The 25,143-nt window shown below is 59.6% G+C and carries 22 protein-coding genes; 9 read left to right on the top strand and 13 right to left on the bottom strand.

The annotated features are described in order from the left end of the window. Positions 1 to 371 precede the first annotated feature (371 nt). Entirely contained in the window at positions 372 to 2,003 is a 1,632-nt protein-coding gene (locus Q0753_RS00500; protein ID WP_298715721.1) for a methyl-accepting chemotaxis protein, read from the top strand. Positions 2,004 to 2,116: 113 nt separating this feature from the next. Here the strand turns inward: Q0753_RS00500 and Q0753_RS00495 are convergent, their stop codons facing one another. The 3 genes from Q0753_RS00495 to Q0753_RS00485 are packed head-to-tail and all read right to left on the bottom strand — an operon-like array spanning position 2,117 to position 3,798. Beyond that, the gene (locus Q0753_RS00495) at positions 2,117 to 2,542 is read right to left on the bottom strand and encodes a biopolymer transporter ExbD (RefSeq protein ID WP_298715719.1); all 426 of its coding nucleotides are present in this window, start codon (positions 2,540 to 2,542) and stop codon (positions 2,117 to 2,119) included. After that, entirely contained in the window at positions 2,539 to 3,162 is a 624-nt protein-coding gene (locus tag Q0753_RS00490) for a MotA/TolQ/ExbB proton channel family protein (RefSeq protein WP_298715718.1), read from the bottom strand. The genes Q0753_RS00495 and Q0753_RS00490 overlap by 4 nt, the downstream gene beginning before the upstream one ends. A 3-nt stretch (positions 3,163 to 3,165) precedes the next feature. Continuing rightward, positions 3,166 to 3,798 carry an energy transducer TonB gene (locus Q0753_RS00485; protein ID WP_298715716.1) on the bottom strand — a complete coding sequence of 211 codons (633 nt, stop codon included), beginning with the start codon at positions 3,796 to 3,798 and terminating at the stop codon, positions 3,166 to 3,168. A gap of 371 nt (positions 3,799 to 4,169) precedes the next feature. Between Q0753_RS00485 and hutZ the strand changes: the two genes are divergently transcribed. Both hutZ and Q0753_RS00475 read left to right on the top strand, forming a co-directional pair. Beyond that, positions 4,170 to 4,706, top strand: a complete 537-nt coding sequence (gene hutZ / locus Q0753_RS00480) for a heme utilization protein HutZ (RefSeq protein WP_298715714.1) — start codon at positions 4,170 to 4,172, stop codon at positions 4,704 to 4,706. Between the two features lie 146 nt (positions 4,707 to 4,852). After that, entirely contained in the window at positions 4,853 to 5,290 is a 438-nt protein-coding gene (locus tag Q0753_RS00475; RefSeq protein WP_298715712.1) for a CBS domain-containing protein, read from the top strand. Positions 5,291 to 5,486: 196 nt separating this feature from the next. On the opposite strand, the gene Q0753_RS00470 is transcribed toward Q0753_RS00475, so the two are convergent. Then, positions 5,487 to 6,062, bottom strand: coding sequence for a helix-turn-helix domain-containing protein (locus Q0753_RS00470; protein ID WP_298715711.1), 576 nt, complete (start codon positions 6,060 to 6,062; stop codon positions 5,487 to 5,489). Positions 6,063 to 6,170: 108 nt separating this feature from the next. On the opposite strand from Q0753_RS00470, the gene Q0753_RS00465 reads away from it, so the two are divergent. Beyond that, a complete protein-coding gene (locus tag Q0753_RS00465; protein WP_298715707.1) occupies positions 6,171 to 7,331 on the top strand; it encodes a benzoate/H(+) symporter BenE family transporter in 1,161 nt (386 codons plus the stop codon). A 53-nt stretch (positions 7,332 to 7,384) separates the two neighbouring features. On the opposite strand, the gene Q0753_RS00460 is transcribed toward Q0753_RS00465, so the two are convergent. The 5 genes from Q0753_RS00460 to Q0753_RS00440 all read right to left on the bottom strand — a co-directional run bounded on the left by Q0753_RS00460 (position 7,385) and on the right by Q0753_RS00440 (position 11,734). Continuing rightward, positions 7,385 to 7,885: a fasciclin domain-containing protein gene (locus tag Q0753_RS00460; RefSeq protein WP_298715705.1), complete on the bottom strand. Its 501-nt coding sequence runs from the start codon at positions 7,883 to 7,885 to the stop codon at positions 7,385 to 7,387. 192 nt (positions 7,886 to 8,077) lie between these two features. Continuing rightward, positions 8,078 to 9,394 (bottom strand): DEAD/DEAH box helicase, encoded by a 1,317-nt coding sequence (locus tag Q0753_RS00455; RefSeq protein WP_298715703.1) that lies wholly within the window; start codon positions 9,392 to 9,394, stop codon positions 8,078 to 8,080. Between the two features lie 249 nt (positions 9,395 to 9,643). Next, complete coding sequence (locus Q0753_RS00450; RefSeq protein ID WP_298715701.1) at positions 9,644 to 10,375, bottom strand: glycerophosphoryl diester phosphodiesterase; 732 nt, start codon at positions 10,373 to 10,375, stop codon at positions 9,644 to 9,646. 19 nt (positions 10,376 to 10,394) lie between these two features. Next, on the bottom strand, positions 10,395 to 10,727 hold the full coding sequence (locus tag Q0753_RS00445) for an SMR family transporter (protein ID WP_298715699.1): 333 nt from the start codon (positions 10,725 to 10,727) through the stop codon (positions 10,395 to 10,397). Between the two features lie 107 nt (positions 10,728 to 10,834). Then, entirely contained in the window at positions 10,835 to 11,734 is a 900-nt protein-coding gene (locus Q0753_RS00440) for a ChaN family lipoprotein (protein ID WP_298715698.1), read from the bottom strand. Between the two features lie 87 nt (positions 11,735 to 11,821). Between Q0753_RS00440 and Q0753_RS00435 the strand changes: the two genes are divergently transcribed. Both Q0753_RS00435 and Q0753_RS00430 read left to right on the top strand, forming a co-directional pair. Beyond that, positions 11,822 to 12,967 carry a 3-phenylpropionate MFS transporter gene (locus tag Q0753_RS00435; RefSeq protein ID WP_298715696.1) on the top strand — a complete coding sequence of 382 codons (1,146 nt, stop codon included), beginning with the start codon at positions 11,822 to 11,824 and terminating at the stop codon, positions 12,965 to 12,967. Next, positions 12,964 to 16,458, top strand: coding sequence for a PAS domain-containing hybrid sensor histidine kinase/response regulator (locus tag Q0753_RS00430; RefSeq protein ID WP_298716068.1), 3,495 nt, complete (start codon positions 12,964 to 12,966; stop codon positions 16,456 to 16,458). Before Q0753_RS00435 ends, Q0753_RS00430 begins: the two co-directional genes overlap by 4 nt. Before the next feature lie 104 nt (positions 16,459 to 16,562). Here the strand turns inward: Q0753_RS00430 and Q0753_RS00425 are convergent, their stop codons facing one another. Continuing rightward, positions 16,563 to 17,201, bottom strand: a complete 639-nt coding sequence (locus Q0753_RS00425) for a response regulator transcription factor (RefSeq protein WP_298715695.1) — start codon at positions 17,199 to 17,201, stop codon at positions 16,563 to 16,565. 270 nt (positions 17,202 to 17,471) lie between these two features. Between Q0753_RS00425 and Q0753_RS00420 the strand changes: the two genes are divergently transcribed. Beyond that, entirely contained in the window at positions 17,472 to 18,200 is a 729-nt protein-coding gene (locus Q0753_RS00420; RefSeq protein WP_298715693.1) for a DUF3108 domain-containing protein, read from the top strand. 1 nt (position 18,201) lies between these two features. Here the strand turns inward: Q0753_RS00420 and Q0753_RS00415 are convergent, their stop codons facing one another. Next, positions 18,202 to 19,722, bottom strand: coding sequence for a sensor domain-containing diguanylate cyclase (locus Q0753_RS00415; protein ID WP_298715673.1), 1,521 nt, complete (start codon positions 19,720 to 19,722; stop codon positions 18,202 to 18,204). A 156-nt stretch (positions 19,723 to 19,878) separates the two neighbouring features. On the opposite strand from Q0753_RS00415, the gene Q0753_RS00410 reads away from it, so the two are divergent. Then, positions 19,879 to 20,553: an energy-coupling factor ABC transporter permease gene (locus Q0753_RS00410; protein ID WP_298715670.1), complete on the top strand. Its 675-nt coding sequence runs from the start codon at positions 19,879 to 19,881 to the stop codon at positions 20,551 to 20,553. A gap of 66 nt (positions 20,554 to 20,619) precedes the next feature. After that, positions 20,620 to 21,351: a DsbA family protein gene (locus Q0753_RS00405; RefSeq protein ID WP_298715668.1), complete on the top strand. Its 732-nt coding sequence runs from the start codon at positions 20,620 to 20,622 to the stop codon at positions 21,349 to 21,351. A gap of 261 nt (positions 21,352 to 21,612) precedes the next feature. Here Q0753_RS00405 and ycaO read toward each other — a convergent pair whose 3' ends face one another. Together ycaO and asd are read right to left on the bottom strand one after the other, a co-directional pair. Continuing rightward, positions 21,613 to 23,370: a 30S ribosomal protein S12 methylthiotransferase accessory factor YcaO gene (gene ycaO, locus Q0753_RS00400; RefSeq protein ID WP_298715665.1), complete on the bottom strand. Its 1,758-nt coding sequence runs from the start codon at positions 23,368 to 23,370 to the stop codon at positions 21,613 to 21,615. A 365-nt stretch (positions 23,371 to 23,735) separates the two neighbouring features. Further along, positions 23,736 to 24,839 carry an aspartate-semialdehyde dehydrogenase gene (gene asd, locus Q0753_RS00395; RefSeq protein WP_298716066.1) on the bottom strand — a complete coding sequence of 368 codons (1,104 nt, stop codon included), beginning with the start codon at positions 24,837 to 24,839 and terminating at the stop codon, positions 23,736 to 23,738. Between the last annotated feature and the right edge of the window lie 304 nt (positions 24,840 to 25,143).

Here is a 25,143-nt window from a genome sequence, read left to right as displayed (position 1 = left end):
TCCCGCCCTGACTCGCCTCCCTTCTTCGTTTCACTCCACTGTGTTTTACCGCTGCTCCGTACACGAGGCCTTACACTTTGTTAGGCTGAGGCTTGCGCTTTTCAGGGGGTCGGCATTTTCAAAAAGAATGTTGTACAAGCAAATATTGTTTGTATAAGATTTCTCTCTGGTTGTACAAAGTCTGGTTGTTTGTATAAGAACTTCCTCGGTTTGATTATTTCCTGCTCATTCTTTTTTACAGCATTTTGAAAGTAAGGTTTTTTTGCTGTGCTTGCTGTGCTTGCTGTGTGATGGCGTCGCCGTGCCGAATGGCGGTACTGGATAAGGTACCTTGTGGCGGCCTTCCAACCTGATGCCCCTAATGGAGCCTGATGATGATGATGTTGCGTAAGTGGTCGATTAAAACACGTTTGCTGGTTCTGACAGGGTTATTGCTGCTGGGCTGTCTGTTGATGGCACTCAGCGGACTGACGGCGCTGCAGCGCAGCGTGGCGGGTCTTGATACCGTGTATCAGGACAGGGTGGTACCGCTGCAGGATCTCAAGGTGATTGCCGATATGTATGCGGTCAATATTGTGGGCAGCAGCCAGAAGGTGCGCAGTGGCGATCAGTCCCATGCTCAGGCGCTGAACGAACTGAAGGAAGCGGGTCGCCAGATAGATGAACACTGGCGTCTTTACAGTGCTACCCAGATGATACCGGAAGAGGCGCGGCTGGTGGATGAGCTGGCGCCGCTGATGAAGGCGGCCGAAGCGCCCTTGTCCCGCCTTGCCGACATACTTCGCCGGCAGGATGAGGCCAGCCTTAACCGGTTTATTCGGCAGGAGCTGTATCAGCTGATCGATCCTCTGAGCGAACGCTTCAACCGGCTGATGGAAATTCAGCTGGAGCAGTCCCGGCAGGAGTACAACCATGCCCACACCGCCTTCGAACAAACCCGCAATGGTGTGATTGGCCGGCTGCTGGTGATGCTGGTGCTGGGGGGCGGTCTGGCGCTGTGGTTGATCCGCAGCATCACTCAGCCACTGGACACGCTTAAAGCGGCGGCGGCTCAGGTGGCAGAGGGCGATCTGCGCCATGCCGTGGAGTGCAGCGGTAATGATGAAATTGCTCAGGTGCAGCAGTCGGTGCGGGATATGCAGCTGGCCCTGAATAGCACCCTGCGGGAAATTCAGGGCTCGTCCACCCAATTGGCGGCGGCGGCGGAAGAGCTGCATGTGGTGACCGGGGAAACCACCAGAGGCATTAATCAGCAAAACGATGAAGTCCAGATGGCCGCCACGGCGGTCACCGAAATGTCGGCGGCGGTGGAAGAAGTGGCCGGTAACGCCAATCGCACTTCATCGGCTTCGAGTGAAACATCACGGGTGGCAGAAGAAGGACGGCAACAGGTCACGGCGACCCGTGGCGTGATCGATCAACTGGCGGATCGGCTGGACAGCACCTCCGGCACCGTGGAACGACTGGCCACCGAAGCGACCAATATCGGTCAGATACTGGATGTGATTCAGGCCATTGCCGAGCAGACCAACCTGCTGGCGCTGAACGCGGCCATTGAAGCGGCCCGGGCCGGTGAGGCGGGTCGCGGTTTTGCGGTGGTGGCCGATGAGGTGCGCAATCTGGCCCAGCGCACCCAGAGTTCCACCGCCGAAATTGAACGCATTATTTCCACCATTCAGCGGGCCACCGGCGAATCGGTGAGTGAAATGCAGCAAAGTGCGGATTATGCCGGACGCAGCAGAGCCATGGCCGGTGACGCGGAGCAGGCGCTGAATCGCATCGCCGAGCGGGTGGGAGAGATTAACGACATGAATCTGGTGATTGCCAGCGCGGCGGAAGAGCAGGCCCAGGTGGCCCGGGAGATAGATCGCAATCTGGTCACCATCAGCAGCATTGCCGAGCAAAGTGCCACCGGTGTGACCCAGACCTCGTCGGCCAGCGACGAGCTGGCGCAACTGGCAGGACAGATGAGTCAGCTGGTGGGGCGTTTTCGCCTGTCATAATTCCGGTCGGTGCTACACCGGCACGGGATGACTGCCGGTGCTGCGCAGGCGGGGAGTCTCGGCCGATGCCGCCGCGCAGACCAGCAGTAACAAGGTCATCGGTCAGCGCGTCGTTATTGCCCTTCCTCCATCAGGATCTGGGTGGCCTGAATCTGGTGTTCCTGTAAAAAAGCCAGCAGCTTCAGCATGTGGTCGACGGTGACTTCCTTGTCGGAGGCCAGCACCAGCTCGGCGTCTTTCAGCGTTTCCAGCTGGCTGAGCAGCACGGGCCTGAACTGTTCCCAGTCTGGGTATTGTTCTCCCTGCAGCGCCCAGGCGGGACTGCCGGTCAGCAAATTGATGGTAACTGTTTTGTTGTCCTGCATACTGCTCAGGGCCTCGCTGTCGGTTTTGGGCAGATCCACTTCCAGTGTTTGCAGCGGAATATTGGCGGTGAGCAGCAGAAATACCAATACGATAAAGATGATATCGAGTAACGGGGTTATATCCGGTGTCAGCGCGCGCCAGCCGGCGTGGGCGGGTTCGGGGCGACCAATCATGTAGCGCTGCCTCCGAGTCTTACTCCTTCCAGATACAGGTTGCACTGGTTCAGCTCATCGGTCAGCTTGTCGAGCAGACGATCGGCCCACAGCCCGAACAGCTGGGCGCCGGCAATGGCGGGCAGGGCAATCAGCAGGCCGGCGGCGGTGGTGCTCATGGCCAGACCCAGGCCATCGGCCAGCAGCGCCGGGGTGACGGGATCGCCGCTTTCACCGATGCTCCTGAACATCTCTATCAGCCCCAGCACGGTGCCGAGCAACCCCAGCAGCGGGCTGATAACCCCCACCAGCGTCAGTACCCGCAAACCGCCATGCAGGCGGCGCCGCTGTTGCTGCAGCCAGACCGAGGCCAGGTCTTCCCGCGTGGTTTTGTCACAGTCCCGGTGGCGCACCAGCAGGCTGCACCCTTGCAGGATCTGCGATTTTGGGGCGGCAATGTCTGCCTCCGGGTAGGCGTTGCCATGCAGCCGCAGGCGACGTTTTTCCTGTTCGCCGCTAAGGCTGATCCACAGCAGAGACAGGCTCCGCTCCAGCCAGAGCGCCAGCGTAAGCACAGAGCACAGGATTAACGGCCAGCTCATCAGGCCCAGTTGTTGATGCAGTTGATTCAAGAATGACATGAGTTAGTCCAATTTAAAGCGAATGGGAATATGAACACGGTGAGTGATGCTTCTGCCGTTTTCTACGTAGGCGGAAAAACGCCATTTGGCGATGGCTTTCAGAGCGGTTTTATCGAGCGAATGCACGCCGGAAGAGCGGGCCAGTATTCGTTTGGTTTGTTTACCGTTTTCATCCAGCCACACCTCGATCAACACAGTGCCTTCCTGGCCTCGACGGCGCGCCCGGGACGGATAGGGAATCGGCGCCGGCCGGGTTTTGAAGCTAGGCTTTTCGATACGTCTGGGTGTACTGTCTTTGGCGGAGACAGGCTGTGGCTTGGGCTCGACGCGGGTTGCCGGTGCTGCAGGCGGTGGTGACTCGGCCGCAGGCTGAACCGCTGGCGGAGACTTTGGCGTTGGCTGCGGCTTGGGCTGTGGTGTGGGTTTCGGCGCAGGTTTTGGCTTGGGTTTTGGCACCGGTGCCGGCTTGGGCTCAGGTTTGGGCGTCGGTTTTACCATCGGTTCGGGGGTTACCGCGGGCTCGGGCTTTACCACAGGCTCGGGCTTTTTTTGCATCACGGTTGGCAGCATTTGCACGCTGATTGGACCTGGGGCGGTGTCGGATGAGATGGAGATGGTCTGATCTTCCTGCTCCATGGCCTGAACCAGCAGTCCATGCAGCAAAAGAGAGGCCAGTACAAACAGCGTGTAGCGTCGAACGTTCAAGCTCAAACCCCGGATATAAAAAGAGAATAATTAGGTTTTGTCGCCACAGGATACGGATTTTAAATACGATGTCTATTGCAAATGGTAATGAGTTGTATTTGTTTGTGGTGGGATTCAGAAGTAAAAGTGTGCCGCTATTCGCCACGATCGTTGCCGACGCCCACGTAGCCGGGTCTGGGTTATCCTGAAGAGTCGGGTGAAGGTCGCATTTGGCCGGGTTATCGGGTTAATGCCGGTTAGCGAGTGGCCGATAACCCGACCTGGCGTTACTATTCGCGCAAACGCACTGAAGGAATAACCACATGGTTGATAAAGCAGAAAAGCAGGCACGCCTGCAGGGCCGGCTGGAACCTGAAATTCGCGAGTTTCGCGATCGAATGCGTACCCTGGTGCTGGCCACCGTGGATGACGAGGGCACACCCAATGTCAGCTATGCGCCCTTCGCCCTGCGTGAAGACGGCTATTACATTCTGATCAGCGAGCTGGCCCGGCATACCAAAAACCTGCTGGCCAATCCGAAAATATCGCTGATGATGGTGGAAGACGAGCAGGGCTGCCACCAGCTGTTTGCCCGCAAGCGGCTGACCTTTGATGCTCGCCCGGAACGGGTGACCCGTGACACGCCCGAATGGCAGGCCGGCATAGCGGCGCTGCATGACCGCTTTGGCGACACCGTATCTGGACTCAGCGGGTTGGCGGATTTTCATCTGTTTCGGCTGGTACCGCTCAAGGGGCTGTTCGTCAAGGGCTTCGGTCAGGCTTTCGCCGTCAGTGGCGACGATCTGGTGGATGTACTGCATCTGACCGACGGGCACAAGCCGGTTGCAACCGCCGAGTAATGATATGGAATAATACCCGTCAAAAGCCCGTGAGTGCCTGAATTCACCGGGCTTTTTCTTTTTTGTTTGCAACCGAATCGGCTCTGTGCCACAACATGACGCATACTGTTAAAAGATTGAACCGAACAAACAAGGAAGGACGACCCATGGCTGCAAACTCTGTTGGCGATATCATGGCCCGCGATTTACTGACTCTGGATCAGAGTGCCACCCTCAAGGATGCCCATGATTTGATGCGGGAAAAAAGCATTCGTCATATTCCGGTGGTCGACAGGCTCACCGGCAAACTGCTGGGAGTGCTGACGCAGAAACGCATGATTGCCACCGTGATGAGCCTGCTGTCCGATTATGGCGTCAGTGCGCTGGAGCGGCGCGAACGCCAGTGCCGGGTGGTAGAGATTATCGATCCCGACGTTGAAAGTGTCGACGTCAAGGCGCCCCTGAGCGAAGTGGTGCCGTTTTTTCTCAGCAACAAGCATGGCTGCCTGACGGTGGTGGATGACGAACAGCGTCTGACCGGCATCGTCACCTCTTCCGACTTCGTGCGGTTGTGCGCCGAACTGCTGAAAGAACGTAACGCATAGTGATGAGTCGTAAGCGACCAGTCTGTATTTGAAGCTCGGTCGAAACAATCGGACAAAGGGCCCGCTCCGCCGACTCGCCGTAAACCCATCCATGGGGGCTCCGCCGCGCCATCCCTGGCGCGGAGGGTCGACGGAGCAGATCCCTTTATCCTCCCTGATATATCGGCGTCACCCGGTTAATAGGTATAACGGAGGGTCAGGAGTCAGGCTTGTGGGCGGGGTAGTGGATCAGGTTGTAAAACACCACCGGCGTCTCGCCCTGGTTGCGATAACCGTGAGGCCGGTCGGCGTGAAAACGCACTGCCGCGCCCGGCGCCAGCGGCTGCCAGTGCCCTTCCAGTAACAATTCCATTTCTCCCCGTTGCACGATGACATGCTCGATGACGCCGCTTTCGTGCGGCTCCGAACGGCGTTCATAGCCGGGCAGCAGCGTCAGCTCCAGCATCTCGAAACCAAATCTGGCTTCAAAGGGAAACAGCGGCGCCACCAGCATGCCGTCACCGGCCGGTTGCTGGCGCAGTGTGTCCGGTTGTCGGTAGAGCGGGCCGGAATCTGGCTCGGGCGTCGGCTCCAGAAAGGTCGACAACGAGGTGTTGAACCCACCGGCGATCTTCCACAGGGTGGCAACGGTGGGGCTGGACTCGCCCCGTTCAATCTGGCCCAGCATGGCCTTGCTGACCCCGGTTTCGGCGGCGCAGCGGTCCAGGCTCCAGCCCCGCTGTTGACGCTGTGCTCGCAGGCGGGTGGCAAGGTATTGATTGGGCTCCGGCATGAGACGCTTCCTGACTGAATTTGGTGGTTGTGCGTTATAGCATACCTTTGCTAGCATGAATTTTCTGTGCGTTATAACGTACAAACTCATCAACTCAGGGTACTCCACATGCGTGCGGCCATCAGTCTTTCTCATTTTTCCGCCGGTTTTATCGCCGTGCTGGTGGGCTATAGCAGCTCGGCGGCCATTATTTTTCAGGCAGCGGCGTCAGCCGGGGCCAGCCAGGCCGAAATCAGTTCCTGGACGTGGGCGCTGGGGCTGGGGGCGGGGGTGACCAGTATCTGGTTTTCTCTGCGCTACCGGGAGCCGATACTCACCGCCTGGTCGACGCCGGGGGCGGCACTGCTGGTGACCGCCCTGGCCGGGGTGCCGATGAGCGAGGCCATCGGTGCCTTTCTGTTCAGCTCGGGGTTGATCCTGCTGTGCGGCGTGACCGGCTGGTTCGATAAAATCATGCGACTGATGCCGGCAGGGCTGGCGGCGGCCATGCTGGGTGGGGTGCTGCTGAACTTTGGTCTGGACTTGTTTGCCTCGGCCGAGACCCAGCCCTGGCTGGTGGGGGCCATGCTGGTGACCTATCTGGCACTGCGTCGGCGCTGGCCGCGCTATGTGATTCCGCTCAGCCTGCTGGTCGGGTTGGCTGTGGCCGGGGGCGCCGGTCTGCTGCGCTTCGACGGCTTCGAGTGGCAGCTGGCCCGGCCGGTGCTGATGCTGCCGAGCTTCTCCCTTGCCACACTGCTCGGTGTCGGCATTCCGCTGTTCATGGTGACCATGGCCTCGCAGAATGTGCCGGGGGTGGCGGTACTGCGGGCTCACGGCTATCACACACCGGCATCACCGCTAATCGGCTGGACCGGCGTTACCGGCCTGCTGCTGGCGCCCTTCGGCGGTTTTGCCCTTAATCTGGCGGCCATCAGTGCGGCGATTTGCATGGGCAAGGAAGTGGATGCCAGTCCGGGCCAGCGCTACAAGGCGGCGGTGTGGGCCGGGATCTTTTATCTGTTGATGGGCTTGTTTGGTGCCACCGTGGTGGGGCTGTTTGCCGCCCTGCCAACGGAGCTGGTGATGGCCATCGCCGGCCTGGCCTTGCTCGGCACCATCGGCAACAGCCTGACGGTCGCCATGGCCAACGAGCAGGAGCGGGATGCGGCGCTGCTGACCTTCATGATCACCGCCTCGGGCCTGGCGCTGTTTGGTATCGGCAGCGCCTTCTGGGGGCTGGTGATCGGCGGCGGCGTGCACTGGCTGAACCGGCGGCATCGGCACTAAAAAGCCGCCTCGAAGGGCGGCCAAGGATGTTGGCTTGCGTGGAGATATCGCCATCAGGGCATGATAACGGTATCAATCACGTGAATCACCCCGTTGCTGGCTTCAATATCGGCCTGAGTCACGGTGGCGTCATCCACCATCACCTTGCCGTCCATGGTGCTAATGGTGATGTCGCCGCCCTGTACCGTGGTGGCGCTATCTGCCTTCATGGCGTCGGCGGCCATGACCTTGCCGGGAACCACATGATAGGTCAGTACCGCGGTCAGCTTGTCCTTGTTCTCGGGCTTGAGCAGATCTTCAACGGTACCGGCCGGCAGTTTGGCAAAGGCATCATCGGTGGGGGCAAAGACGGTAAAGGGGCCTTCTCCCTTGAGGGTGTCCACCAAATCCGCCGCTTTTACCGCGGTGACCAGGGTAGAAAAGCTGCCCGCCTCGACGGCGGTATCGACGATGTCTTTCTTTTCTTCATGGTGGGCGGCGAGGGCGACGCCTGCACTCAGCAGCAGGGCCAGGGCGGTCAGGGTTTTACTCATGCGAATTGCCAGCGTATTCATACTTCCTCCAGACAAATGTCGTTGATTCAGGGTGACGCTTAACAAACGATTGACCATCGTGACACGCAAGTATGGCGCATATTGCTCACGACGGAGCAGTAAACCCGGGGGAGGGAGAAGAACTTTCGCAAGCGAGGGTAAAAATGAGACTCAGCCAGAAAAAATAACCCCGGCGAGTGCCGGGGTTGTTGTTTAGTCGTCGTGGCGACCGTGACGCTGGGGCTGGTTGGGCCGGTTATTGCGTGGTGCCTTGTTGTTGGCGCCGCGCGGGTTCTGGCCGCGGCCACCACCGTTGCCGCGACCGCCATTACCACGGCCACGGTTGTTGGCGGCGGGCTTGGCGGGAGGCGGCTGCTGGCTGTCGGGCAGCGGCTCGTAACCGGGCATGATTTCCAGCTCGACCGTCTGCTTGGTCAGCCGTTCGATGGCCTTGAGCAACGGCTTTTCTTCGAAGCAGATCAGCGACATGGCTTCGCCCTGGCTGCCGGCACGACCGGTACGGCCTATGCGGTGCACATAGTCTTCCGCCACATGGGGCAGCTCGTAGTTGACCACGTGGGGCAGCTCGCTGATGTCGATGCCACGGGCGGCGATATCGGTGGCCACCAGCACGCGCAGCTTGCCTTCCTTGAACTGGCTCAGGGCGCGGGTACGGGCACCCTGGCTCTTGTCGCCATGAATGGCCATGGCCGGCAGGCCGTCTTTGTCGAGCTGCATCGCCAGGCGGTTGGCGCCGTGCTTGGTGCGGGTAAACACCAGTACCTGACGCCAGTTGTTGTGGCCAATCAGGTAGCTGAGCAGGGCGCGTTTTTTATTTTTGTCCACGCCGTAAAAACGCTGGGCAATGGTATCGGCGGTGGCATTGCGGGTGGCCACTTCGATATGTTCCGGCTCGTTGAGCAGGTCTTCGGCCAGTTGTTTGATCTCGTTGGAGAAGGTAGCAGAGAACAGCAGGTTCTGCCGTTTTATCGGCATCTTGGCAATAATACGACGAATGTCGCGAATAAAGCCCATGTCGAGCATGCGATCCGCTTCGTCCAGCACCAGCATTTCCACCTGAGACAGGTCGATGGAGCGCTGGGAAACGTGATCCAGTAGGCGACCCGGGGTGGCGACCACGATATCGACCTTGCGGCCCAGAGCCTTCATCTGCGGGTTGATGCTGACGCCGCCAAACATGGCCAGAGTACGCAGGTCGCTGTGTTTGGCGTAGGCACGCAGGTTTTCTTCCACCTGGGCGGCCAACTCACGAGTGGGGGTCAGCACCAGAGCACGAACCGGCGCGCGGCCATTGGCCAGCGGCTTGGCCTTGGTTTCACTCAGGCGTTGCAGCATGGGCAGACCGAAGCCGGCGGTTTTACCGGTGCCGGTCTGGGCGCCGGCCAGCAGATCGCCGCCTTTGAGCACCAGCGGAATAGCCTGGCGCTGGATAGGGGTCGGCTCTGTGTAACCACATTCATTGATGGCTTGAACGAGCTGGGCGTTCAGGCCGAGGGAAGCAAAAGACATGAGACTCCGAACAAATAAGGTCCTGGCGGACGATTGAGAGGCATTGCCGGTGGGCAAACTGCCACCATGATAACAGAAAAGCGCGGCAGGCTATAACAAAGGCGTACTCAGGCCTGAGGGCTGGGTCAATCGGGTAAAGGGCTCCACTCTGCCGACACGCGATGAATACATCCATGTACGCTCTCCGTTTCGTCCCTGAAACGGAAGGTCGGCTGAGCCGATCCCTTTGCCCTCCCTGCGGCCTGTCGCTCAGTTCGGGTGCCAGCCTGCGTTCAGGTAATGCTGTGGTGTGTCGGTGAAGATCATGTCTACGCCCCAGTCGGCAAGGGTGGTGGCCTTGTCCAGGTTGTTGACGGTATAGCAATTCAGCCGGTAACCGGCCGCCTTTATCTCCCGGGCGCGAGCGCGGGTCAGGTGGCGATGGTGGCAGTGCAGGGCGGTGCCGTTCATCCGTTGCAGCCGAGTTTGCCAGTCGGCGGGAATGCGCTCCACCAGCAGGGCGCGGGCAATGTCGGGCGCTAATGTCTGCATATGATGCAGGCAATCGGGCTCGAAGCTGGAAAACAGCAGGCTGCCGGGATCGAAAGCATGCTGTCTTATTACCTCGCTGACCCGACGGCAAAGCCGTGCCGCATCATCCTGCGGGTAGAGCTTGAGTTCGATATTGACCCGGATGCCGAGCGTGGCGGCGAGGGCGAGATAATCCAGCAACTGCGGAATGTGCTCGCCGGCGAAGGCGGGCGAGAACCAGCTGCCCGCATCGAGCCGGGCGAGTTCATGCCAGTCGTACTGGCGCAGCCAGCCGGTGCCGTCGGTGCAGCGCCTGAGCTTTTCGTCGTGAAACACCACCACCTGGCGGTCCTTGGTCAGCTGAACATCGATCTCCACCCACTCAAGGCCCAGCTGATGCGCCGCCTGCAATCCGGCCAGGGTATTTTCCGGGGCCAGGCTGGCCACGCCTCTGTGTCCGCACAAGATCATGACGCTCTCCTCTCTTTTTTCAGTGGCCGCCGCTGCGAGACCATAGCTGGATGACCGCCACCCCGGCGATAATGAGTCCCATGCCGAGCAGGGCGGGCAGGTCCGGAGTCTGCCGATAAAACAGCACCGCCAGCAGGGTGACCAGCACGATGCCGGCACCGGACCAGATGGCGTAGGCAATGCCCACCGGCACCGTATTCATTACCAGCCCCAGCAGCCAGAAGGCGGTGCCATAGCCGGTAATCACCAGCAGGCTTGGCCCGAGGCGGCTGAAGCCGTGAGATGCCTTGAGGGCGGTGGTGGCGATGACCTCGGCGATGATGGCCAGGGTCAGTAACAGATAGGCGTTCAATGGTGGCTCCCTTGCAGATATGTTCGGCAATGTGCCCGATTCAGGCCGGGAGATCAAAGCAGAATCACTCAGCCTCTGCCGGGCGAAAGCGTCGGTCACGTCCTCATTCAGCAACCGGACTCGCCGACAGTGAAGGACGGCAAGGGCTCGTTTGCAAGCCGGGCGATGGGCAGGGCGCCGACCTTCAGCGACCAGAGCGGCGCGGCGGCGGGCGCTTCACTCGGAGTGACCGGGTAAATAAGCGCAATCTTGAGTTGGGGCGCCCGTAGTTGCAGCCGCTGGGCGGTACCCAGGCCGTCACCGATATGAAAACGGCCCACGGTCAGCATCACCCGTTGGCCGGGGTGGGCCTGCAGGTAGCGGTCTATGCTCTCGGCCATGGTGTCATCCCAACTGGTCTGGGCGGCAAACTGAAACTCGCTCGGTGCCTGACCGTGATGGCGGGCCGCCATGAATCGGGCCTTGTAGCCGTCATCCACCAGCGTCAGGCGTTCGGCCACCCAGGCGCGGTGGTCGGCGGGCAGCCTGTTCAGATAATCGGGGCCCTTGCGTCCGATGCAGCGCACAATATGGCGCGGCGCGTTGGCGGCCAGCACCTCGATGCCCGCCTGGCGAGCCAGCTCAATCAGCGGCCGATAGTCGCTGCGATAACCGGGCCAGGCCTTGCTTCGCTCGATAAAGGCATCCTCTCCCAGCTTGCCCGCCAGGTAGTCGTCGAGTACGGCCTGCCGATCGCGACTGAACTGCTCCATGGCCAGGGCCATCGGCCGGGGCTGGTTCAGTAAGCGGGCCAGCAACTCGGCCTGAAAACGATGCACGGCCTGGTGACCGTGCAGTTCGCCCACCATCACCACATCGGCGCCGGCGAGCCGGCGGGCGGCCTGGTCGAGCGACAAGGGTTGCCCTTGCGGGTCGTGCAGCTGGTAGTCGAACAGGGTAGCCGGCGGGCGCGCTTCGGCCTGACAACCGGCCAGCAGAAAAAGGGTAAACAGCATGAGCAGACGCATGAGACCACCTTGGTGTGATTAGGGAACAGCAATTAAGTCATAAAGTTATTATCATAGGGCGCATTATTCTATAACTCCGTATCTGACATGGCGCCTGCATTCTGGCTTTCATCCTTTTTTGCCATCTATTACTTCGGTTACGGCATCTTTCTGCCCTACTGGTCATTGTGGCTCGATCACGTTGGTGCCGAGGCCGGTTTTATCGGCGTGCTGCTGGGTGTCGGTATGGCCACGCGTTGCGTGGGAAACCTGGTAGTCATGAGTCGGGTTCGCGCCGCCGCTCACCTGTTGCCGGCGGTGCGCTGGCTCGGTTTGTTGAGCCTGCTGTGTTTTGCCGGCTTTTATGGCAGTCAGTCCAGCGTGGCACTGTTGCTGCTGATGGTGCTGGTGAATCTGATCTACCCGGCCATCATGCCGGTAGGCGAGGCCATTGCCAGCCGGTTGATTGTGCAGGTGCACCTGGATTACGGCAAATCCCGGTTGTGGGGGGCGGTGGCCTTTATCGTCGCCAATATCGTGGTGGGGGCACTAAGCGGTAATCTGGGGCCGCAGTGGGTGCTGCACAGCATGGTGCTGGCGCTGGTGTTGCTGCAGTTACTCAGCCTGGTGCCCATGAACCCGGGCCCGGTTGACAGCCATATCGGCCGGCCGGGCGACTCCATTTTGCAGGTGTGGCGACGTCCCGGCGTGCCGCGTTTTCTGTTGATCGTGGGACTGTTGCAGGGCAGCCATGCCTTTTACTATGGTTTCAGCGCCCTGTACTGGCAGCAGCAGGGGTACAGCACCACCATGATCGGTTATCTGTGGGGGCTGGGCGTGGTGGCCGAAATTGTGGTGCTGGCCATGAACAAACGCTGGTTCGAGCGCTTCAACGCCCGTCAGTTGTTGCTGGCCGGAGCCGCTTGTGCCCTGTTACGCTGGGGGCTGCTGGGCAGTACCACCACGCTTGGCTGGCTGATGTTTGCCCAGCTGCTGCACGCCGGCAGCTTTTGTTTGAGCCACCTGGGGGCGATGCGTTATATCAGTCGGGATCTGGACGGCGAGGCGGTGTTCGGTGCCCAGGCCTTGTATGCGGCGCTGGCGATGGGGCTGACCGTGGCCCTGTTGCTGGTGCTGTGTGGCCAGTTGTACCCGTTGATTGGTGGGCGAACGTTCTGGTTGATGGCGTTGGCGGTGCTGCCGGCATTCTGGGCGCTGCGACGTTCTCTGATACCCCATTCACAGGAGGCCTGATGCAGGGCTGGACCGTCATTAATATTGCGCTGGCTTATCTGGCGCTGCTGTTTCTGTGTGCCTGGCTGGGCGACAAGCTGCGGATGGGAGCGGGCGTCAAGCGCCTGCGCCCGCTGCTGTACAGCTTTTCACTGGCGGTGTATTGCTCCTCCTGGAGCTTCTTCGGCACCGTTGGCCAGGCCAGCACCGATACCTGGTCTTACTTCTCGATTTATCTCGGCCCCATTCTGATGTTTACCCTGGCCGGACCGCTGATTGCGCGGCTGATCGAGGTGGCCAAACGCGAGCATATTACCTCCATTGCCGACTTTATCGCGGCCCGTTACGGCAAATCCCAGCGCCTGGCGGTGTACGTGACCCTGATTGCCATTGTAGGGGTATTGCCCTACATAGCGCTGCAGCTCAAGGCCATCGTGATGGCGCTGAATCTTATGGCGCCGGATGTGGTGGGCGGTGAAGGCAATGATGCCAGTGAAGTGGCCCTGATGGTCACCTTGCTGTTTGCCCTGTTCATTCTGCTGTTTGGCACCCGCCATATCGACGCCACCGAGCATCAGCGCGGCGTCATGATGGCGATTGCGGTCGAGTCGCTGGTCAAGCTGGTGGCCTTTATCGTGGTGGGCGGCTTCGCCCTCTGGTTGATTCTGGTTTACCCCAATCAGCAACGGATGATGATCGCCGAGGATTTCATCGGTAACTTCACCAACGTTACCGGCGCCAATCTGCTCGACATGGGGGTATACACCCTGCTGTCGATGAGCGCGGTAATCTGCTTGCCGCGCCAGTTTCATGTCACCGTGGTGGAACATCACGACCCGGCGGATTTGCGCTGGGCCCGGCGGCTGTTCCCGGTTTATCTGCTGCTGATGGGACTGTTTGTGTTGCCGCTGGCGCTGGCCGGTCAGCAGTGGCTGGCGGCCGATACTTCGCCCGATACCTATGTTATCAGTCTGCCGCTGGCATTGGATCATCCGGGGCTGGCGGTGCTGGCCTTTATCGGCGGCGCCTCGGCCGCCACCGGCATGATGATTATCTCGACCATAGCGCTGGCGATCATGGTCAGCAACGATCTGGTGTTGCCGATGATATTGCGTCGTCGTCAGTTTCAGGGCGCCGGTTTCGAGGATTTTTCCCAACTGCTGCTGAACGTGCGCCGTACCGCCATCATCGTGATCATGGCCACCGCCTGGCTGGTGTTTCTCTGGCTGGGAGATATCAGCAGCCTGTCGCGCATCGGTTATCTGAGCTTCGCCGCCATCGCCCAGTTTATGCCGGCGCTGGTGCTGGGCTTGCTGTGGCGTGGCGGCAACCGACGCGGTGCCTACTGGGGCCTGAGCCTGGGTATGGTGATGTGGCTGCTGAATCTGATGGCCGAAACCGGCCTCTTTGCCGGTGATGCCGACAGCAACGTGCTGCTGTGGGTGCTGACGCCACCGGCGTGGGGCATGGTCGGCGGAATGAACTCGGTCACCTGGGGCATACTGCTCAGCCTGGTGTTCAATCTGGCCGGTTACCTGGTGGGGTCCTGGCTGTCGGTGCCCTCGGTCAGCGAGCGCTTTCAGGCGGCGGCCTTTGTCGGCCGGCAGAGTCGGGATGACGGTGATGTATACCGGGCCAAGGTGTCGGTGCAGGAGCTGGAACAACTGGCCTCCCGCTTCGTGGGTGAGGCGAGAGTCGTTCGGGCCTTTTCTCGCTATGCCGGTGAGCAGGGCACCCTGGAAGGCAGCATGCAGGCACCGGCCAGCCTGATCCGTCATACCGAGCGGGTGTTGGCCGGGGTGTTTGGCGCCTCTTCGGCCCGGCTGGTGCTGTCATCGGCGTTGCAGGGCCGTTCCATGGAGCTGGAAGAGCTGGCCGCCATTGTCGATGAAGCCGGCGATGTGTTTCGCTTTAACCGCGGCTTGCTGCAGGGGGCTATCGAGCACATAGGCCAGGGCATCTCGGTGGTGGACAAGGAGCTGAACCTGGTGGCCTGGAATCGTCGCTACATCGAGCTGTTTTCCTATCCGCCCGGTTTGATTCGGGCGGGACGGCCGATTGCCGACATCATTCGTTACAATGCGGAAAAAGGGCTTTGTGGTTCGGGCCCGGTGGCCGAGCACGTGGCCCGGCGGGTGAATCACATGAAGGCCGGCAGCGCCCATGTGTCGGCCCGAACCCGGCCCGATGGCCGGGTTATCGAAATGCAGGGCAACCCCATGCCTGGCGGCGGTTTCGTGATGACCTTCAACGACATCACCACCTTTCGTCAGGCGGAGCAGCTGCTCAAGGACGCCAACGTGGTGCTGGAGGCCAGAGTCGCAGAGCGTACCCGGGAGCTGTCGACGGTCAATGAGCAGTTGCTGGCGGCGACCCACAAGGCCGAACGGCTCAGTGCCTCCAAGAGCCGTTTTCTGGCGGCGGTGAGCCATGATCTGATGCAGCCGTTAAACGCGGCCAAGCTGTTTACCTCGTCCTGGCTGGAAACCTCGGGCGACGATGAAAGCCGTCGGCTGGCCGGCCACATCGACCGCTCGCTGGCGGCGGCCGAAGACCTGATTGGCGATCTGCTCGATATGTCGCGGCTGGAGTCGGGCAAGCTGACGGCCAAGCTCGGAGACTTTGCGCTCAATAACCTGTTCGATACCCTCAAGGCGGAGTTTGGCGTGCTAGCCGAGCAGGATGGTGGCCGCTTCGATGTGGTGGCGACCAATCTTGGCGTGCACAGCGATGCGCGGCTGTTGCGCCGTATTCTGCAGAACTTTCTTACCAATGCGCTGCGCTATAACCCGGGTGGGCGTATTGTTCTGGGCCTGCGCCGCTGCCATGACGAAGAGAAAGGCGACGCGCTGCGCATTGAAGTGTGGGACAACGGTCCGGGTATCGCCCCCGATAAACAGGAAGTGATATTTGACGAATTCATGCGCCTGGAACATGGTCAGCGCCATCATCAGCAGGGACTGGGGCTGGGGCTGGCCATCGCCCAGGGGCTGGCGGTGATGCTGGGCCATCGGCTGGCGGTACGCTCAACGGAAGGCAAGGGCTCGGTGTTCAGCGTAACCGTGCCCCGCGCGATACCCGGAGCCGAGCAGGAAAATCCGCTGCCTGCGCCGCTACCGGCCAGCAGCAACAGTCAGCTGGCGGGGCTACGGGTGTTGTGTATCGACAACGACACCGACATTCTCACCGCCATGTCGGGCCTGTTGACCCGCTGGGGCTGCCAGGTGCAACTGGCTCTGAATGGCGTAGAGGCACTCCGGCACTGCCATAACGGTTTTGAACCGCAGGTAATACTGTCGGATTATCATCTGGATGAAGGAGAAACCGGGGTGGCGCTGATAGAGATGCTGCGCCGGGAATTCGACCCCGTGCCCACAGTGATGATCAGCGCCGACCGCCAGCCGGAGTTGCAGGCCCGGTGTCGGGAGCTGGGGCTGAGTTATCTCAGTAAACCGGTGAAACCGCTTAAACTGCGGGCGCTGCTGCAGCACCTGGCGAAGAGCGGGGATTAGGAATTAGGGATTAGGGATGAGGGACTAGGGATTAGGGACTTGGGATTCGAAAGTTTACCCTGCCATTCCCCATTCCCCATTCCCCATTCCCGGCCCGGCTATGATTAAAATTCGCTCCCTTCCTGCTGGGACAGGGCGATCACCGCCTGGGTGCGATTCTTGACATTCAGCTTGCGGAAAATGGCGGTAACGTGGGCCTTGATGGTGGCCTCCGATACCGCCAGTTCGTAGGCGATCTGCTTGTTGAGCATGCCTTCGGACAGCATGGTCAGTACCTTGAATTGCTGCGGCGTCAGGCTGGCCAGGCGCTCGGCAATATCGTTTTCGGGGGCATTGTCGAGGCTGATTCCCTCGGGAAACCAGGGCTCGCCTTCGAGAATGGTGTTGAGGGCGCTGACCAGGGTGCGCATGGGGGCGGACTTGGGAATAAAACCCATCGCACCGAAGCGCATGGCCTGTTGCACCACCGCCGGCTCTTCGCTGGCCGAGACCACCACCACCGGCAGATCCGGATACTGGTTGCGCAGCAGCGCCAGGCCGGAAAAACCACTGGCGCCGGGCATCTTGAGATCCAGCAACAGCAGATCGACCTCGTCGACGTCGCCCAGCAGCCGCATCAGGTTATCGATACTGTCGACTTCCAGCAGTTCGGCTCCGCTGATAGCCAGCTCAACGGCCTGGTGCAGGGCGTTGCGAAACAGGGGGTGATCATCGGCAATAATTATGCGGTAGTCCGTTTCCATGTCGTATCCAAATCCTGTGTCTGTGAGTAGGTAATGGAAACCGATTCCATCGTTTTCCCTGTTATGATAGGGCTTCGGCTTTGGTCTGAGAACTGCCTATGCTTATTTTCGTGATGCGGAAGGTAAACGAAGCCGGAAGTGGCGCTTGCGGCCGGCTGGGTAATCCGGGCTGGCGATGATGTTGGTGTTTTCTCTGCCGGGCTTGATTGGTGTATGGTTGGCGCAGACATTGCCGCCTGTTCAGGCAGAACATTGTATGAGGAAAGCCAAATGCTTAAAAAAGTCCTGTTGAGTCTGTTTGGTCTGATGGTAACCGGGGCGGCTGCGGCCAAGGATATTGACCATCTGAAGGCCGAGTTTTCCGTGTTGCTGAACGGCGATCCGACCCGGGGGGTAAATACCCTGACCATAGATCGCAACAAGAATCGCTACCATGTGCATTTTTCACTGGCGCACTGGCTGCTGGATGTAGAGCAGAAAGCCAGTTTCAACTGGCAGGACTGCTCCGCCCGCCCGGATACCTTCAGCTATAAGGCCAAGGCGCTGGGGATTCGGCGTGAAGAGCGACTGGTGTTCGATCCCCAGACCAGCATGGTGCTTTATCAGGGTAGGGACGGTGACAAGCTGCTGTCGACCGACGGCGGTGCCTTTGACTCGGTCAGCTTTTTCTTCGAGGCACGTTGCGATCTGATGGCCGGCAAAACCACCCTTAGCTACCCGGTGGTGCGGGACGGCGAAATCAAGCAGACCGCCTTCAAGGTGGTGGGCAGGGAAGCAGTCAAGACCGGTGTGGGTACCTTCGACAGTCTGATCGTCGAGCGGGACAGAGGCAACAGCAAACGTAAAACCCGGTTCTGGGTGGCGCCAGAGCTGGATTATCAGCTGGTGCAGATCAGCCACGAAGAAAATCGCCAGCTGGCGGTGACGGTCACGCTGGACAAGCTCAGTTATACCTTGCGAGACCAGCCAACAACGCTTGCCGAACACCAGGGCCAGTGACTCAGCCGGCGGCGGCCGAGGTGACCGCGAGTGCCGTATCGCAGCAAATTCGGCAGCGACCGGTTTCCTTGGCCTGATACAGGCATTGGTCGGCGCGGATCAGCAGTTGGCTGATGTCGTCTTCGGGGGTGGCTTCGGTCAGACCGCCGCTGAAGGTAAAGCCGATGGTTCTGTCGGCAAGGTACAGTGGCGTTTGTGCAATGCTGTCCAGCAGTCGCTGGGCCAGTTGCATAGCCTGCTGGTGCTGGGTTTGTGGCAGTATCAGTAAAAACTCCTCGCCGCCGATACGGGCCAGTACATCTGTGTCTCGTATGGCTTTGCGGCCGGTAACGGCAAAATGACGCAGCACCTTGTCGCCAATGTCATGACCATGCTGGTCGTTGACGTGCTTGAAGTGATCGATATCGATCATCACGATGCAGAAGGGATGATGATAACGCTGCAGATTGGCCAGCTCATAGCGCATCAGTGCCTCGGCGGCCCGCCGGTTCGGACATTGGGTCAGGGCATCGGTGGTGGCCTGTTGCTTTAACTGCTGGTTAAGACGCAATAATTCATTATTGGCCCGGCTTATGGCCAGGCCGTGCCGCCGGTTGCGCTTCAGCGTCAGTATGGTCAGTAATCCGCCCCAAAAAGAGCCGGTGCCCGCCAGGGTGATGATGGCCGCCAGGTTGTCTTTGTCCCGGGTCTGACGATAAATGGACTCGGCATCGGCGAGTGCGTGCACCTGATAGTATTCATTTTCGCTGGCGTAGCTGACCAGCAGTACCGGTTGACGTTCGGATCCGAGCAGCAGCACTTCGGAGTGCAGCGGGCTGATGCGAGTCGGCAGGGGGCTGGGAGGCAGCTCCGACTCTGTCGTAACTATCGGCTCCTTGCCGAGGGAGTGGCGCAGCCAGTCGGGGTTATTCGCCAGTACAATAATGCCGTTGGCATCGGTCACCAGCAGCTCGAGGCGATATGCGCTGAGGCTGACCGGTGTGGCGTTGGCGCAGATCAACAGTGTTACCGAGCCATTTTTCGTGACCGGTGTGGCGTGATAAATCCTGGCCTGTTGTTGTTCGGGATCGAAAATCAGACGAGACAGAGGACGGTTACCGTCGGTATAGCGATTGAAATCAGGTGGTGACGGGCTGGCGGTACTCTGTGCCAGTACCTTGCCCCGCCGGTCGAGCAGCCAGATACCGGCGAGATCGAAAATACTGCCGAATTGATCCATATCGGCCTGCAAGGCGGTGCTATTGCGGGAGTTTTTCAGAAAAAGCCGCAGACTGGATAATGATGACAGGGATTGGGCAATCTCCCCGGTCTGCCTGCGATCCTGTTGCAGGCCTTCGAGGGTGGTGGCGGCCACCTGGGTGCTCTGCAGCTTCAGTTCCTGTAACTGGTTTTGAATGCGCAGCTCAATCCAGTGTCGGCTGATAAACCAGCTCGACAGCGCCAGTGCCACCAGCAGCAAGCTAGTGGCCACAAACGAATAGTGATCCTGTGGTAGCCAACGAGATAGTCCGGGCAGTTTCATCCATGTTCCTGCATTGTCTCTGGGACTGATGAGTATTGTCATTCTAGTCAAGAAAGCCCGGAGCCGGCGGTTTTTGACCATCTGTTCGTAGGAATCTCGCTTTTACAGCCTGCGTATAGCGGCATCGGTGCTAATTATTTGAGCCATAGAGTATTATTGGCAATATTATCCGTTGTTGCGCCCATCAAACCGGAAAGGAGTCTTTCTTTGATTTTACCGAGCATGCTGGTGCTGTTACTGGCCGCCTGGAACCTTGACTGGCGAGCCTGGCTGGCGGACAAGACCCGTCAGCATTTGAGTTTTGGCGCGGCCATCGCCCTGGTACCGCTGTGGATGCTGCAGGCCGGCGTCAAGGACGGGCTGGAGGTGCACTTTCTCGGCCTGACCACCATGGTGCTGATGCTTGGCTGGCGAATGGGTGTGCTGATGGGCACCCTGAGCCTGCTGCTGATTACCCTGTTCGGTTTTGAACCCTGGCCGGATTTTGGAGCCAACTGGTTGCTGGGAGTGATAGTGCCGCTGTCGTTCAGCTATTTCGTGTTTCTGCTGACCTATAGCTATTTGTATCGGCATCTGTTCGTCTACATCTTCGTTGCCGGATTCTTCAATGCGGCCCTGACCATAGCGCTCAAGATGCTGACCTTTGCCGGTTATATGGTGTGGTCCGGACAATACAGCTGGCAGGTGGTGATGGATAATTACGTCGGCATTATGCCGCTGCTGCTGTTTCCCGAAGCCCTGCTCAACGGCATGGCCATTACCCTGCTGGTGGTGTTCAAACCCCGATGGATGAATACTTTTTTCGATCGCGACTATCTGATTAACAAGTAGGGCTCTTCTGATGGCGGTGTCTGTCTGGTAGTCTGCTCCGATAACTCAATCTGAAGTGAGAAACTGATGACCCCTCGAGTATTGAAACCACTTGCCTCCATACTGGCGCTGGGCCTGCTGGCCGCGACGCCGGCCCAGGCGGACATGAGCCGTGAAGAGTTCCAGAAACTGGTGCGCGAAACCTTGCTGGAGCAGCCGGAAATCCTGCGCGAAGCCATTATCAAGCTGGAAGAAAAAGACAAGATGGCCCAGCAGCAGGAGTTTGCCAAGCAACTGAAGCAGCAGTCGGCCCAGCTGTTTGCCAATCGCACCGACGGCATCATGGGCAACCCCAGGGGCAAGATAGAAATGGTGTACTTCACCGACTATAACTGCCCTTATTGCCGCCGCCTGAACAAGAGCCTGAACGAAGTGATTGCCGACGAGCCGGAGCTGAAGGTGATCGTCAAGGATATCGGTATTCTGGGGCCCGACTCGGTACAGGCGGCACGACTGGCGCTGGCCGCCGCCCAAGAGGCGCCTCGTCAGTATGAAGAGCTGCACCAGGCGTTGATGAGCCAGCAACGGGTGCAGACGGCCGCCCTGGCCACCATTGCCGACAAGGCCGGGCTGGATGCCAAGGCACTGCAGAAGACCGCCGACAGCAAGGACATTGCCGACAAGCTGAGCCAGAACCTGAGCCTGTTCCGCAGCCTGGGACTTAACGGCACCCCGGCACTGGTGTTCCCCGACGGCACCCTGATCCCGGGCGCCATCGATGCCGCCGCCCTGAAGGACCTGCTGAAAGACAAATCGTAAATTAAGGTGGGGATTCGGGATCAGGGATTGGGGACTGGAAAGATCCCCGAGCCACAATCCATTCTGCAGACACCGGCGTAACCCGCGATGGACTCCCGCCTTCTCGGGAGTGACGGTTTCGTAGATGGTGCTGCATGTAGCATTGTTTGCCCGGGATAAACCCGGGCCTACAATATCCCCAGTCCCCAGTCCCCAGTCCCCAGTCCCCAGTCCCCAGTCCCCAGTCCCCAGTCCCCAGTCCCCAGTCCCCAGTCCCGGCTCTTACTTCCAGCTGGCTTTACGCTTGGCGTTTTGCAGTTTTTCGTAGGTGGCCAGCAGCGCCTGATGGGCGGCAAAGTCCTGCAGGCTTTCGTCGGCCAGGGTCAGACCGTGGAAACGGGCGCTGCCGTCCAGCTGCTGCCATACCTGTTCAACGGTGTCGGTACCGAACATGCTCTCGAAAGCCGAACGGTATTGGGCCGGTTCGCGCTCTTCCGACAGGTGCAGTTCCAGTGCCGCTTTCAGGCAGCGATAGTAACGATGGCGCTCGTCGGTAAAGACAGATGCGTTGAAGCTCAGGGTCCAGTCGGCGTATTCCAGTGCGGTTTCCTGCTCACCGGCGGCCAGTGCCAGCATGCACTTGAGCTCGCCCACCCGCAGGGTATGCCAGGCGGTGCCCTTGTTCGGTGCTATGCCGATCAGTTCGCGCACCCGGGTAAAGTCGTCCAGCCCTTCTTCTTCCAGCAGTTCGTACAGGCCCATCAGTTGCTCGGCGTCCGCATCGCTGGCCGGCAGGCTCAGCAGGGTGGCGCGCAGGCCGGCGCCCATGCTGTTGTTGGCCAGTTGCAAATCTTCTACCGGGTAGATATCGGACATGCCGGGCACCAGAATACGACAGGCATACACGCCCAGGTGCTCGTAATCGGCGATGTACACCGGCTGCTCCAGCTGGTTGAAGATGGCCATCAGGTGATTGAATTCCTGCTCCGAGCTGCCGCTGAAGTCCCAGTCGGCAAATTCATAATCGGCCTCATCCTTGAACATGTCCCAGCTGATCAAGCCGGAAGAATCGATGAAGTGGGTTTCCAGGTTGTGGTGATCCGCAATTTCGTCATCTTCGAAAGACGGCGGCACGAACACGTCCAGATCCTTCAGGCTGCGGCCCTGCAGCAGCTCGGTCACGGTACGCTCCAGCGCCACTTCGAAGCGCGGGTGAGCACCGAAGGAGGCAAAACAGGTGCTGTTGCTCGGGTTGAACAACACCACGCAGATCACCGGATAAGCGCCGCCCAGTGAGGCGTCGAAGGCATGAATGGGGAAGCCTTCCGCTTCCAGTGCCGCTATGGGCTCCTGAATATGCGGATAGCGGGCCATCACCTCGGCCGGAATGGCCGGCAGGCTGATACGCTCGGCAATGATGCGGTTCTTGATATGGCGCTCGAACACCTCGGACAACCCTTGAGTCCGGGCCTCGGTGCGGGTGTTGCCGGCGCTCATGCCGTTGGAGACATAGAGGTTGCCGACGATGTTCATCGGAATATACACGGTCTGGTTATCACCCTGACGCTCGAAGGGCAGGGCACAGATGCCACGTTCTTCGTTGCCGGACTGCAGATCGATCAGCATGTCGGCGGTCAGCTCGCCGTCGGGATCGTAAAAGCCGCGGGTATAGTCGTCGAGCACACCGGCGGGCAGGCCGTTGTCGGCCGGCAGCGTAAACCACTTTTCGTTGGGGTAGTGCACGAAGTCGCCGTTGGCTATGTCCTGGCCCAGATAGAAATCGGCGAAGAAGTAGTTGGTGGCCAGACGCTCGAAATATTCACCCAGTGCCGAGGCCAGCGCCGCTTTTTTGCTGGCACCCTTGCCGTTGGTGAAGCACAGCGGGCAGTCTTTGTCGCGAATATGTACCGACCACACATTGGGAACCGGGTTGAGCCAGGAGGCTTCCTCGATATCAAAGCCCAGGGTACTCAGCTGCTGCTGAAAATAGCTGATGGAATCCTCTAGCGCGGCGTCTTTGCTGGGGATAAAGGTTTTCATGGGGGAGTCCTTGGGTGTGATCGGCAAAAATGGGGGCAGATCCTAACCCGCGCACAGAAATTGAACAAGTGGCATCATGAAAAGGGTGGTCGAGAAAACAGGGCTGCCTCTTCTTGAGCACCGAGTGCCCGCAGACGGCGTCAACAGGCAACGCCGGAGCATCACTGAGGACGAAGGGATCTGCTCCACCGACCATCACATGACAGGGATGTCATGTGCTGAGCGTCACAGGGAGGTGCTTGAGCGGGTCGGTGGAGCGGGCCCTTTGTCCGATGTTAACTCAATCAGCAGCAGTCGTTTAACCTGCCGACCACGAAAAAGCCCGCCGGGTGGCGGGCTTTTGAACACCAAAACCAAGACGTCGCTTACGGCAGCAGGTGCAGCATGCGGCGCAGCGGCTCGGCGGCACCCCACAGCAGCTGGTCGCCAACCGAGAAGGCAGACAGGTATTGCGGGCCCATGTTCAGCTTGCGCAGACGGCCAACCGGTACACTCAGGGTGCCGGTCACGGCGGCCGGGGTCAGTTCTTCCATCGACAGCTGACGGTCGTTGGGAATCACCTTGACCCAGTCGTTGTGGCTGGCCAGCAGCTTCTCGACTTCTGAGATGGAGATGTCTTCTTTCAGCTTGATGGTAAACGACTGGCTGTGACAACGCAGGGCGCCGACACGCACGCACAGGCCGTCAACCGGAATCGCCTGCTCTTGGCCCAGGATCTTGTTGGTTTCGGCCTGGCCTTTCCATTCTTCGCGGCTCTGGCCGTTTTCCAGTTGGGAGTCGATCCAGGGGATCAGGCTGCCGGCCAGTGGCACACCGAAGTTGTCGACCGGCAAATCGCCGCTGCGGGTCTTCTCGGTGACTTTGCGTTCCAGCTCGAGAATGGCGGAGGCCGGATCGGCCAGCTCGTCGGCCACTTCGTCCCGCAGCATGCCCATCTGGGTGATCAGCTCGCGCATGTGACGAGCACCGCCGCCGGAGGCCGCCTGATAGGTGGAGACTGCCACCCATTCGACCAGATCTTTTTCGAACAGGCCGCCCAGCGCCATCAGCATCAGGCTGACGGTGCAGTTGCCGCCGACGAAGGTTTTGGCGCCATTGTCCAGCGCTTGTTGAATCTGCTTGCCGTTGACCGGATCCAGCACGATCAGCGCTTCATCGTCCATGCGCAGGGCAGAGGCGGCGTCAATCCAGTAGCCGTTCCAGCCGGCGGCACGCAGCTTGGGGTAGACTTCCTTGGTGTAATCGCCGCCCTGGCAGGTCAGTACCACATCCAGCGCCTTGAGGGCCTCGATGTCGTAGGCGTTCTGCAGGGTACCGGCATCGGTGCCGAAGTCGGGGGCAGGCTGACCCGCCTGAGAGGTGGTGAAAAAAACCGGTTTAATACGCGAAAAATCACCTTCTTCCACCATACGGCTCATCAATACCGAGCCCACCATACCGCGCCAACCGACCAGACCTACCGTTTTCATCATCAAATGTCCTTCCCTTGGAAGTGAATAAATAAAATGCCCTAGGGTCTGTTGACCTTTCGCGGTGAAATTTTGTTCGAGTTAAACGCGTTTTTATCGCGGCGAGAGGGGAGTAGCCTAGCCATTCTAAGCAAAGCCCTCTCAACAAAGAGAAAAGCGCGTTTAGCCGAACCCGCAGGGCAGCGCTTGTGGGGGCTTGCTACTGCGTTATCGCTTATTTATGTAGCGTGACTACATGGCATAAGCGCTGCCTTGTATCAAGCCCCCACAAACTGCTGCAAAAATCATCTCGAAAGGTCAACAG

The sequence above is a fragment of the uncultured Oceanisphaera sp. genome (assembly GCF_947495715.1).
Lineage (GTDB): Bacteria > Pseudomonadota > Gammaproteobacteria > Enterobacterales > Aeromonadaceae > Oceanimonas > Oceanimonas sediminis.
The sequence above is the reverse complement of the archived record's forward strand: the minus strand, read 5'-3'. Positions and strand labels throughout refer to the sequence as shown.

What these genes read in the sequence shown, in the direction of transcription:
- Q0753_RS00500 (WP_298715721.1), top strand. Translation starts at nt 372, where the DNA reads ATGATGATGATGTTGCGTAAGTGGTCGATTAAAACACGTTTGCTGGTT.
- Q0753_RS00495 (WP_298715719.1), bottom strand. Translation starts at nt 2,542, where the DNA reads ATGATTGGTCGCCCCGAACCCGCCCACGCCGGCTGGCGCGCGCTGACA.
- Q0753_RS00490 (WP_298715718.1), bottom strand. Translation starts at nt 3,162, where the DNA reads ATGTCATTCTTGAATCAACTGCATCAACAACTGGGCCTGATGAGCTGG.
- Q0753_RS00485 (WP_298715716.1), bottom strand. Translation starts at nt 3,798, where the DNA reads ATGGAGCAGGAAGATCAGACCATCTCCATCTCATCCGACACCGCCCCA.
- hutZ (WP_298715714.1), top strand. Translation starts at nt 4,170, where the DNA reads ATGGTTGATAAAGCAGAAAAGCAGGCACGCCTGCAGGGCCGGCTGGAA.
- Q0753_RS00475 (WP_298715712.1), top strand. Translation starts at nt 4,853, where the DNA reads ATGGCTGCAAACTCTGTTGGCGATATCATGGCCCGCGATTTACTGACT.
- Q0753_RS00470 (WP_298715711.1), bottom strand. Translation starts at nt 6,062, where the DNA reads ATGCCGGAGCCCAATCAATACCTTGCCACCCGCCTGCGAGCACAGCGT.
- Q0753_RS00465 (WP_298715707.1), top strand. Translation starts at nt 6,171, where the DNA reads ATGCGTGCGGCCATCAGTCTTTCTCATTTTTCCGCCGGTTTTATCGCC.
- Q0753_RS00460 (WP_298715705.1), bottom strand. Translation starts at nt 7,885, where the DNA reads ATGAATACGCTGGCAATTCGCATGAGTAAAACCCTGACCGCCCTGGCC.
- Q0753_RS00455 (WP_298715703.1), bottom strand. Translation starts at nt 9,394, where the DNA reads ATGTCTTTTGCTTCCCTCGGCCTGAACGCCCAGCTCGTTCAAGCCATC.
- Q0753_RS00450 (WP_298715701.1), bottom strand. Translation starts at nt 10,375, where the DNA reads ATGATCTTGTGCGGACACAGAGGCGTGGCCAGCCTGGCCCCGGAAAAT.
- Q0753_RS00440 (WP_298715698.1), bottom strand. Translation starts at nt 11,734, where the DNA reads ATGCGTCTGCTCATGCTGTTTACCCTTTTTCTGCTGGCCGGTTGTCAG.
- Q0753_RS00435 (WP_298715696.1), top strand. Translation starts at nt 11,822, where the DNA reads ATGGCGCCTGCATTCTGGCTTTCATCCTTTTTTGCCATCTATTACTTC.
- Q0753_RS00425 (WP_298715695.1), bottom strand. Translation starts at nt 17,201, where the DNA reads ATGGAAACGGACTACCGCATAATTATTGCCGATGATCACCCCCTGTTT.
- Q0753_RS00420 (WP_298715693.1), top strand. Translation starts at nt 17,472, where the DNA reads ATGCTTAAAAAAGTCCTGTTGAGTCTGTTTGGTCTGATGGTAACCGGG.
- Q0753_RS00415 (WP_298715673.1), bottom strand. Translation starts at nt 19,722, where the DNA reads ATGAAACTGCCCGGACTATCTCGTTGGCTACCACAGGATCACTATTCG.
- Q0753_RS00405 (WP_298715668.1), top strand. Translation starts at nt 20,620, where the DNA reads ATGACCCCTCGAGTATTGAAACCACTTGCCTCCATACTGGCGCTGGGC.
- ycaO (WP_298715665.1), bottom strand. Translation starts at nt 23,370, where the DNA reads ATGAAAACCTTTATCCCCAGCAAAGACGCCGCGCTAGAGGATTCCATC.
- asd (WP_298716066.1), bottom strand. Translation starts at nt 24,839, where the DNA reads ATGAAAACGGTAGGTCTGGTCGGTTGGCGCGGTATGGTGGGCTCGGTA.